The sequence below is a fragment of the Caballeronia grimmiae genome, assembly GCF_000698555.1.
GTDB classification, from domain to species: Bacteria; Pseudomonadota; Gammaproteobacteria; order Burkholderiales; family Burkholderiaceae; genus Caballeronia; species Caballeronia grimmiae.
In genome coordinates, this window is sequence record NZ_JFHE01000077.1 from 1 (window position 1) to 9,936 (window position 9,936).

At 58.8% G+C, this 9,936-nt stretch carries 6 protein-coding genes and 1 pseudogene; 2 read left to right on the plus strand and 5 right to left on the minus strand.

Translation table 11 applies throughout. The features are described from left to right. Nucleotides 1-272 precede the first annotated feature (272 nt). Nucleotides 273-653 (plus strand): hypothetical protein, encoded by a 381-nt coding sequence (locus BG57_RS33530; protein ID WP_035970822.1) that lies wholly within the window; start codon nucleotides 273-275, stop codon nucleotides 651-653. 884 nt (nucleotides 654-1,537) lie between these two features. On the opposite strand, the gene BG57_RS30075 is transcribed toward BG57_RS33530, so the two are convergent. From BG57_RS30075 to BG57_RS30100, 5 genes are all read right to left on the minus strand, one after another. After that, nucleotides 1,538-2,032 (minus strand): hypothetical protein, encoded by a 495-nt coding sequence (locus tag BG57_RS30075; protein ID WP_152562752.1) that lies wholly within the window; start codon nucleotides 2,030-2,032, stop codon nucleotides 1,538-1,540. A gap of 353 nt (nucleotides 2,033-2,385) precedes the next feature. Further along, complete coding sequence (locus tag BG57_RS30085) at nucleotides 2,386-2,739, minus strand: hypothetical protein (protein WP_152562753.1); 354 nt, start codon at nucleotides 2,737-2,739, stop codon at nucleotides 2,386-2,388. A gap of 55 nt (nucleotides 2,740-2,794) precedes the next feature. Next, nucleotides 2,795-6,832, minus strand: coding sequence for a PAAR-like domain-containing protein (locus tag BG57_RS30090; RefSeq protein ID WP_152562754.1), 4,038 nt, complete (start codon nucleotides 6,830-6,832; stop codon nucleotides 2,795-2,797). Continuing rightward, nucleotides 6,829-7,851 (minus strand): hypothetical protein, encoded by a 1,023-nt coding sequence (locus tag BG57_RS30095; RefSeq protein WP_035970832.1) that lies wholly within the window; start codon nucleotides 7,849-7,851, stop codon nucleotides 6,829-6,831. The genes BG57_RS30090 and BG57_RS30095 overlap by 4 nt, the downstream gene beginning before the upstream one ends. An 11-nt stretch (nucleotides 7,852-7,862) precedes the next feature. Next, the gene (locus BG57_RS30100; RefSeq protein ID WP_052006099.1) at nucleotides 7,863-8,957 is read right to left on the minus strand and encodes a DUF2169 family type VI secretion system accessory protein; all 1,095 of its coding nucleotides are present in this window, start codon (nucleotides 8,955-8,957) and stop codon (nucleotides 7,863-7,865) included. Nucleotides 8,958-9,445: 488 nt separating this feature from the next. On the opposite strand from BG57_RS30100, the pseudogene BG57_RS34045 reads away from it, so the two are divergent. Further along, nucleotides 9,446-9,786 (plus strand): annotated as a pseudogene (locus BG57_RS34045) (2Fe-2S iron-sulfur cluster-binding protein); the annotation flags it as partial. Between the last annotated feature and the right edge of the window lie 150 nt (nucleotides 9,787-9,936).

Genomic DNA, 9,936 nt, shown 5'->3' on the forward strand with positions numbered 1-9,936 from the left:
ATCGCTGTCCAGCTTGGTGTGAAATACGCAGCTTAAGCACCGCCCCGACATGCAAAGCGGCGGCTATCTATAGTGTACTTAGGATAGCTAAACCCTCTTCGATGCGTTTGCATAGCGTGCGCTGTTGCGGTGTGCCAGCCATGCTTTGCAACGGTGCAGTTCCGCGACTCATCCGCACGCGTGCTGTAAGCGCAAGTGCCACGAACCTACCTCAGCGATCCCGTTGCACGGATCATTCCGCGCAGCGCGCGTTCATCACGGGAGCATTCATCATGGCAGGCAGCATCATCGATCTGCAAACGGGCAATCGCTTGCAGCACGGCCGCCCCTCTTCGGGCGTCTCGGCCGCTGAAGCATTGCAAGGCATCAGTTGGGTACCGGTCGCGCTCAGTGCAGCCCTGATTGTGTCGGGGCTCGCCGGCCGGAAAACCGGTGCAGTCGCGATCGCGCTCGCTGCGTGCGCGGCCATAGCCGTGGCGAGCGGGGGGCGCGTCGTCCCGCTCCATCGCGGTATAACGAACAACAAGGAGAAGAGTGGTACCACCGGCGCGGAGCCAGAGGTGGAGCGCTCTATTACGATCGGCAGTTTCGAGCACCGGTTAGTTGCTGGCTGGTCGGCCCGATGTGCTGCACGCCCGAACGCGGCGGCTTGAAGGTGCGTTTCTCAGACTTCAAGATGGGGCCGCCCTTTCCCGGTTGACGATGCCAGGCTGGGGCAAAAAAATATAGAGGCGCTAACCCGCTTCACCGTCACCGATATGACAGCACCCGTTACCATATCGGGGGGTGCGAAACTCCATCAACCATCCTCACTGTCTGTGCCTCGACCGGGCGAAGGCGGGTTAGATCGAACGCGCTGCAGCCGAATCTGGGCCTCGTGCATAAAAGCATCCGGCCGGGCGGCGTACACGCCTCAAACGCTACTCTCGCCTTAAGCAGACGAGTTGCAAACCACGCATCTGCCGTCCGCTCACCCCAAAGGACATGCTTGCCCTTCATGCCGACAACTGCGGCATTATGCAGACAGTGCCGAGTCCAACGGTTGTCAGGAGGAAGTCATGACGTTGACCGTCCCCGAAGAGCATATCAGTATGCTCGATCATGACTCTGGGACGAAGCGGGACGGCCGGAAGGCCGGTCGGACGAATTTTCGAATGAGGCGCAGCGACAATTAGCGCAGCGAACCTGGTAAAAAAAACAACATTAGGGCTCGCGCTCGCAGGCGACACGCTAGCCTTCGCATGATGCGAGCCTCAATTACAGTCGCGCGGACGGCGACCCCACCGCACCGATCCTTAGCGGACTTCCGGCACGTCGAGGCATCAACGGCTCTTCGCAAAGTCCAGCGGACGTTCCTCGGCCAATGTTTGCTGACGGTTCATCGGCCTCTGCCGACGTTGAGGCTCTTTGCGTTTAACGTCAGCACCCCGGCGGACTGCTGACCTTCGCGACGTCGCGCGGCCGCCCCCGTCAGCGACGTCACACTCACGACCGGAAGCGACAGTCGCAACGTCACAAAGCGGACATTGCAGTAGGTCTATTCTTTCGCTTCGAACTCGATCCTGACTCGCCCTGATGCGTCAATCTTTTTCAATCTCACGTTTGTCGGCCCTGCGGCCGTCGTGTTGATAGAAAACGTTACGCTCAGGACGTCATCGGAACGCCAGGTGATCTTCGGAGAGGGACTGTGATCCGCAAACTCACCGCATTCGCTGGAATACACCTCATACCGCTTCTCCAGTTCAGCTTGCTGTTGGCTTTTGGAAGATGGGGTGACCAGCAATGCCTCGTTGCAGTAGGGTGAAATGCCACCCCCGCCCGCCCACGTGAGCAGTATGGCTTGAAACTGTCCCGAAGGTGAGGTCAAGGATTTCAGCCCGTCCGGCTTCGATTCCTCTTTGGATGCAGCGCCGTTGTGCGCGAAGAAGTAAGCAACAGTCGCTACGACGACGCAACTCGACGCTAACGCAACGGCTTTTTTCAGTCCACGAAGCATTTTTGTTGTATGGATGGGCACTACGTTGTACGTCATCGGTCCAGCGGTTCTCTACGATCCTGCTTACCATGTCGAACGGCCGCCCGTGGGCCGGGAAGAACGGTCCGCAGGGCGCGAGGGCGGCCGCCACGAACAGCTTGTCCGACGGCCGCTGCCCGTTTTCGTTAGATCTCAGTCTGCTCGGAGATCTCGAGCGCATCGTCGACCTCTATGCCGAGGTATCGAACGGTGCTTTCAAGTTTGCTATGCCCAAGCAGGAGTTGAACCGCTCTGAGGTTCTTCGATCGCTTGTAGATCAATGTCGCCTTCGTCCGATGACGCGTCTTCGAGGTTGACATGCACGATAACCGAAACCGCGCAACGTCTGCGTGCAAGCCCATGCCGGCTCTCTACGTTCCGCGCACCTTCTTAAGGTATTTCTCAAGTATCGCTGTATTGGCCGGGTTTTCGGCTGCGGTTTTCGAACGGAGCCACGGCTTGAGCACTTCTTTCACAAATCTGAATCCTTCATCTGTGAGATCGCCGACAAACACTTGTCGGACCAGCAGCTTGCCGCTCGCGTCCACGACTCGTCGCTTCTTTTTGAACATACCATTCTCGTTGAGAAACTTGATAAGCCCCTTGTACTTGTTTTCCACCTGGCTTCGGGCCATACGGTTGGCACCGTATGATTCGAGGGACTCGTCGACGTTCCACAACTCAACCTTCTTCAAATCCATTTCTTCAGAGTCTTGACTTGCCATGACCATGTTGCTCCTATGACTCGTCTACCGAAACTTGCAGTAGCGAATGGACCGCTCACCTTCTGCCCACAACTCTCGAGACCCGCGGTACTCTCTTGAGTTTTCCCGTCTTACGATCTCGTATACATTGGCCCCCGGCTTTTCGGATCCGCCTCTCCTTATCCAACTGGTCCTCCTTCCCCGTAACATTAGTTGTGCTCGTTACTTCGACCGCTCTCATGACGTTGCCCTTCACGATGTTGATGACCACAATGTCAAGACGGCGAGTTTCAAGGGTTATGGGATCCTTCACTCGCTTACCTTCGTTCTTTCCCGTGCAATATCTCAAATAGCATTCGCGCTGCACTCGAACCTGCCCTTTGCCCTGTCTGACAATAGAACGCGACTCGGTTGCCTCTCGTCGAGCGCCGTCAATCCTGGATTGAGTGACGTGGTGCAAGCCAAAAGGATCGATCCATGCAAGCACGTTCGGCGCGTATCGGTAAGCATTAACGCCGCCGAGCAGTCCGATCGGGTCCGGACTGATGAAGCGACCGATGAGCGGGTCGTAGTAGCGAAATCGGTTGTAGCAAAGTCCGGTCGCCGAATCGAAGTATTGGCCTTGCAGTCGCAACGGCTGGAAGCTCGCATCGCCATCCTCTGCAGGCGCATCTACATCTGTTTCGTGGTCCGCAACGGGGCCGAAGGCGCCGAGCACGGCGTGCCAGAGCACAGTCCCTGACTCGTCGGTCAATGCAAACGGCGAGCCTGTAGGTTCGTTATGCAGATAAAGAAAACGATGTACTGGACCCGAAGTCGTCGAGGAATCTGCGCGGTGCACTGGAAAAAGCACGAAGCCGATCGGCTCGTGGCTGCGGTCGTGATACACGAACACGCGACGTGCCCGATCGTCTTCCTCCATCAGCAGCCGTTCCCCCTCCCACTGGAAGATCTTCTCACGGCCATTGGTAACCTTGGCGATGCGGCGCCCGAATGCGTCGTAGATATACTGTTCAAGGTGCACAGCGCCATTCGACTGTATTCTCGCGCTGACCAACTGGTGCAACGTGTTCCACTCCAGCCGCGCGTTGCCAGCCGGAGAACTTCGAGCGTTCATGCGACCGAAACCGTCGTAGCTGGCCGTGACAGCGTCGAACGATCGAACCATGTTGTCTGCTATTTTTTCTCCGCGCGCATTAATCGGGTTAGAGGCCTCATCCCAGTGAATGCTCGTTTCGGGCGTGTGTGTGCCGCTTTCGTCGATAATGTGTCGACTGGCGTCGTAGCGAAACTTACGGGTTTCCTGTCCCCACGGCGCGCTGCGCTCCACGACCAAAAGGTCACCGTTGAGGTCGTATTGAAAGCCGGAGGCGATCAAAGGCGCCGCCGCGCCGTGGGTACTCGCGGGTGCAGTCGCAAAGACATCGATTCCTGTCAACTGCAGCGCATCGTCGTACTGGAGCATTGACGTCAACATCTGGTGCGAAAGCAAACGGGGCATGTGTGCCGCGTCGCGCTCGAGATCACAATACGGAGATCCATCTACCGCAATCTGATGCAGGTGGCCGGAACCGTAACGAAGGAATGCTAGTTCCAAAACCCCTGGAATCTGCGTGTGAATGACGTTTCCGTTCGCGTCATACCCGCTCTGGAAGCCGCTTAGTTCTCTAAGTCGCGACGCCGTGCTAGCCGGCGGCGCGTCGAGACGACGGAGTTTCTCTCGAGTGCGGCGGCCGGCTGCATCGTATTGAAAGGAGACGATTGAGTGGCGGTTACGACCGGTGACTAGCTGGCCCGCTGCGTCGTACTCGAACTCCGCCCACTGGCCGTCCGAGGTTGCCAGTCTGGTGGGCCGACCTACCGGATCGTAGCTGTAAGTGGTGCGGATGACCTCGCCGGTCCGCGGTTTCTCTTCGGACCACCGGAGGACATCATCTTCCGAATACCCAAAGGTATGCTCGACACCTTCAAAGGTCTTCATGCGTGAAATGGAGCCGACTCGGTCGTATTCCAGCAAGTAGGTAGCGCCGTTGGGATTTTCGATCTTGAGCAGCTGACCGGTGCTGTTCCGTTTGTAGCGGGTGGTTTGCCCGTCTGCCTCGATAGCCGCCGCCAGCATCCCGTCGGGGCGCAGCAGAAAAGTAGTGCGACCTCCCATCGGTTCCACTTCGCAAATCAGCCGGCCGAGGCAGTCGTACTCGTAACGGGTAGTGGCGCCGTCCGGGCCGGTCACAGCGACCAGATCGCCCTCCGGCGAGTACGAATAACGTGTCGTGTTGCCAAAGGCATCAATCTGTGAAATCAGTTGTCCGTGTTCATCGTATTCGAGGCGCTCGCCGCTGCCGGTGCAGTCGGTCTCCTTCACGAGGCGGCCCGCCTGGTCGTACTCAAACGACTGTCTCTTGCCGAGGGCATCCGTGATCGCAATCACCAGACCGCGACTGTCATATTCATACTGCGTTGCTGCACCGTCGGCCAACACATGTGTCAGCAGATTCCCGCACACGTCGTACGAGAAGCGCTCGGTCCGTCCCAGTGGGTCCACCTCCGCCGTTGGAAGAAACAGAATGGGATGCCATTTGGTCTCAGCGAGCTGGCCTGCTTCGTCCCACGAACGGACAGGCAATCCGCGCTCGTCGAGCTCTGACTTCGTGGCAATTCCCGTGGGTGTAACCGTGCCGAGGAGATGACCATCAGCGTCAAGCACTCGCCGGTATTGACCGCCCTTGCCGTCGATGTAGCCGATCCAATGACCGTCGCGGTCCGCGACGTAGATTTCGGCGACCCCGTCCTGGTCCGTGACAATCGTTCGTTGCTCGCGATAGTCGAAGCGCAGTTCATTGCAGATGTTCGTCCATGAGCGCAGGACTTTACCTTCCGGATCGTATTGCGTCCATTCGTAAGAGCACACCAGTCCACCCGGCTGCGCGTGCTCAACCATCATGTGGTTCGTCCACTTGAATTCTCGCGTCCGCCTACCGCCCCTGATAGTGACGTTGACAAGGTCGCCATCGGCATACTCGTACTCGGCCACAACGACGGACAAGGCGTTGATATCCGCCGAACCTCGCGTGGAGGAACCCGTCTGTTTGCGGCATCTGAGGACGCGCGCGAGGCGCTCCCCAGTCCAGTCAAGCAGCAGCGCGTGCTCGCCCGAACCGTCGATGCGCTGAAGCCGGCCATGCTCGTCCCAGATGAGCGTAATTGCGTTGCCGTTGGGGTCGGACATGCGCACCAGCGGCGCTTGCCATGACGCATGGTCGCCCTGCGCCTGGAAAACGAAGGTCAGGACGAGTCCATCAGATTGCTCAAGTCGATAGGCACCGGAGGAGACCCTAGTCAAGGTGCACATGTCCTGCCTATGGAAGTAAGTCTCGCCAACCTTCATGGCAGGAAACGCGATAAAACGACCTTCCCGATCGACGAAGACCACTTGCTTCGGCTTAAGAAGCAAATGCATCTCTACGGGGGTTATCCAACCCTGCCCAAAGAAGCCGACCCGCGCCAGGTTGGACATGTAGACTCGCTGCCACACGAGGTCCAGCGGTCCCTGGAGAACGAAGTCGAGGTCTTCGGCACCGTCGAGCAACTTGTTGCCACGCAGGGGATTGACCGGGTTACCCGCCTTCGCCGCTGCCGCGCAGGCTTCGCACTTGGGTGCGGACATTCCCATCGCCATGCTCGATATATGGGGCATCGGCGGCGTATTGCCGGGGGTCTTCGACATATGATTGTGGGTCGTTATGTCGAGGTGTCTTGGCACGTTCTCGCCTTCGAACTTCACATCCATCGACCAGGCATTGAAGTAAACCTTGCCCATGTTCTTGCTTGTCACCACGCCCTTCTTCGGAGCGGAACCGGCCTCGTCACCCGCGCTCTTGCTGAAGTTCGAGCTATTCTTTAGCATGACCTCCTGGTTGGAAATCTTTACCGTGGTCGATCCATCGGCCGTATCCGAGGCCATGCCGGTATTCGGATAGGGAATTGGCACGCCCGGTGGCGTGGCCGGCGTCAGCGGCGGTGTAAAGCACACATCGGGCGTGTTACAGATGGTTTTCCCGCTCGATGCTTTGCTCGAGATCTCCATGCCGTTGGCGAAGACGTTGTGGCTCACTGGAGCATCCCATAGCTGAGAAAGGCGGCCGATCGCTCCGTGCCATCGCTCGAAAGGTGACAAAGGATGCGCGATCCTGAGGCATATCCTTTGGCGCAGGCATTGGCTGCAATCGCGATGCCGAGCGGCCCGGCGGCGGCGCCCACCTCTCCAGTGCAGTCCGCCGGGTGCCAGAGGTCAGCGTCGGATCCTTGATCCCGGATCAACCGAGACATGGCGAGGGCCGCTTCCTTGAAGTAATAGTGCTCACCGGATAGCCCAGAAATCCGCAAGTCGAAGTCCTGAGGCCGGCAATCAGCGTCACGCGCAGCTGCATGAATGGCTTCAACCAATCCATCAGCACGAAGCGGCAAGTCGGTATCAATCGTTGCGCTCTCACTCGCGAATCCCAAGCCCTCGCATCGCAGTGCCACTCCGGACCTAGGACGAGCGGCCATCAGAGCCGCTGCCGCTTCGCCGGGTAGGAAACCGTCACTGTTCCGGCTTGTTAGGAGCCGGTGCCGGTCCTCGAAATGGCTCAATGCCGGCCAGTTGACGTAGCTATCCACGCCGGCAACGAGTACGGCGTCAGCTTTGCCTTCATACACCAGCGTACGAGCCCGATCGAGCCCGAAGAATCCACCGACGCGTCCTACGGTTATCACGCACGAATGCGTCGAAAAGCGAGTTCCCAGCAGGGTGGCGATTTCCCCGATGGCGGAGGCTCCAAGTTCATGGCCGGTGCTCGGCCGCGACGCCTCGGGCAGGCACAAGACCATAGCGATGTTCATGTCCGGCTCAAGCGCGGCCCTCCAGATGCATTCTTCGATTGCGGTCGCTGCCATCTTCAGCAGTTTCGTGTGCGGGTCGTGTGCCTCGATCGGCGCGACATGAGCCGCAATCCATTCACCTCCCCAGTCCATGAAACGCGTGATTTGGGCATTCGACAGTCCGGCCCTGATCGCTGCAGCCGCCGCAGCACTGGTCAAGCCGACACTGGTTACCAAGCCTGAACCAATAATCTCCAACGGCCTTCTCATCTTCGTCTCCTTTAGTGTGCGGCCATAGAGACTTGCGCAGATCCGTTGCTAAGCTCACACGCGGCCAACTTCACTGGATGACCTGAGAGTGCGTTATCTCTTCCGGCGACGACTTGGGCAATCTCGTGAAGGCTCTTTTTCAATGGCCGTGTCAACCGCCACGTTAAGGCAAAGCGCTCCTCGTCCGGCTCGAACACGATCGTGTCGAGTTTCGCCGCGTAATCTTCACGCCCGCCCGTTCTTGGAAATACGCGCACCGGCGCTTCGAAATGCGGCAGAATGAATCGCCTGATGCCATCTGATGTTAAGCCGGTAAGCTCCACCCCGATTGGCCCTGTTGGAACCGGCAACTGCTGGTCTTCGGGTGCAGTCTGGTAATAGCGTTCGTCGAAGTCCTTGGGCAGGAAAGGGAAAACGTTATCTAGCCACGTTTGGTCGTACGTGCCCGCAAAGCGAGAACGCTGCCGCCAGGCTCGGCCAAGGGGCCCTAGAGCCATCGGCTCATACGTGCCGCTCGGGGAAGCTACCGCCTTCTCAATCGCTTGCGTGTTCGGGAGGGGCCTGCCGTCGACCCATGCGGCCTTTAGGTATTTATGCCAGCCGCGACCGACCGGATTAGACGGGTAGGCGTCGTGCTGACTTTGGTCATCGCTGTGAAGATCAGCGCCGCCGAAAGCGACGTCATATGAGATCGGCATACGCGCAAAGGGTTGCGGCTCCGAGACGCTGATTCCCCTCACGCCGCTCCGCCAGATGCGATCACCGACGACGTCGAAACTCTTGTTCATCGGGCCCACGCGAACGCCGACTCGGACCCGTGTGGCCTGTCGACCGTCGGGGGCATGCGCACTACCGATCAACAGCACATCGCATGCGCGCTTGCGGGCGGCGAAATCCATCTCATAGAGCGGCGCACTGAGGCCCGGCTTGCCAGTGAACGTGTCGACCATCACGAGCGGCAGTTGCCGCTCGTGCAGTCGAGTTTCCTCGCCCGCCTTGGGCAGCACGAAGGTGCCCTTGACAACCACGACCAAGAGTTCGCGTCCGCTGGCTTCGAGACCCACGTTGTAGCCGGCGGCTATGCGGGTGGCGTTGACAAACTCCACTGTGTCATTCCTTTGTCCAGTTCAGCTAGGTCGAGACGCCCGTAGGTCGGTTCACGCCGGGCGCGCGACTACACGCGCCACTGCCCCGGAATCAGTACCTTGCCCGCTTTAATGAGCATGAGGCTGGCCTAGCGACCAATTCACCGACGACTGTCCAACACGCGTAACTTCGCTACTTGGCATCGGATCCCGCGTTGATCAGCTTCGTGGTTTGCCCAGGTCTACATTGCGGAATGCGCGTGAGGGGTAGCGTGAGTTAGACGAATGATTCCTAGAGATTTTCAAAATCGACCAGCCCCGATCACTGCGGCGCTGACCGGTACCGCGAGTAGACGATGTTCGCTTGCGCCCCGTTTTCCGATTACCGATGGAATTTCGCGTCATTCTTCCGGCGACATCAACAGGGTGCGTGTCGGACTCGACGACTTTGAACGGCCGGCGCGGGAAGAGATACTCGTCGGACCAACGCTTTAGCCTTCTCGATCCATGCCTGCACTGTGATAGTGGACGGACGAAGCATCAATTCATGTCTCACACTTGCGGTGATGCATCAAGGCGGCCAAGTCACCACCATCGAAGGCCTCGGCACGCCGGCGAAACTTCATCCGATGCAGGGCGGCGTTCATCAAGCACGACGGCTTTCAGTGCGGCTACTGTACGCCCGGACAGGTCTGCTCTGCAGTCGCCGCCGAGCCATGTCAGTACGGATTTGCTCGCCGATCCCCGTCCGACCAACATGGAAATGCGCGAACGCATGAGCGGCAACATCTGCCGCTGCGGGGCGTATCCCAACATCGCGGAAGCGATGACCGAAGTCGCGGGGGCCCAGCATGAAACCTTTTACCTAAAGTCGCTTTGGGGCTCGATGCGCTTCGAAGACGCCCGATGTAATCGCCGTCATCTCGGGCATCTTCGGTGCGGCCAGCAAAGTGTGCATCGCCGGACTCTTGCGCAACTGCATGTGCATGCTCTCAATCGC

Bases quoted from the DNA above. Each gene is read 5' to 3' on its own strand.
- BG57_RS33530 (WP_035970822.1), top strand. From the start codon at position 273: ATGGCAGGCAGCATCATCGATCTGCAAACGGGCAATCGCTTGCAGCAC.
- BG57_RS30075 (WP_152562752.1), bottom strand. From the start codon at position 2,032: ATGACGTACAACGTAGTGCCCATCCATACAACAAAAATGCTTCGTGGA.
- BG57_RS30085 (WP_152562753.1), bottom strand. From the start codon at position 2,739: ATGGCAAGTCAAGACTCTGAAGAAATGGATTTGAAGAAGGTTGAGTTG.
- BG57_RS30095 (WP_035970832.1), bottom strand. From the start codon at position 7,851: ATGAGAAGGCCGTTGGAGATTATTGGTTCAGGCTTGGTAACCAGTGTC.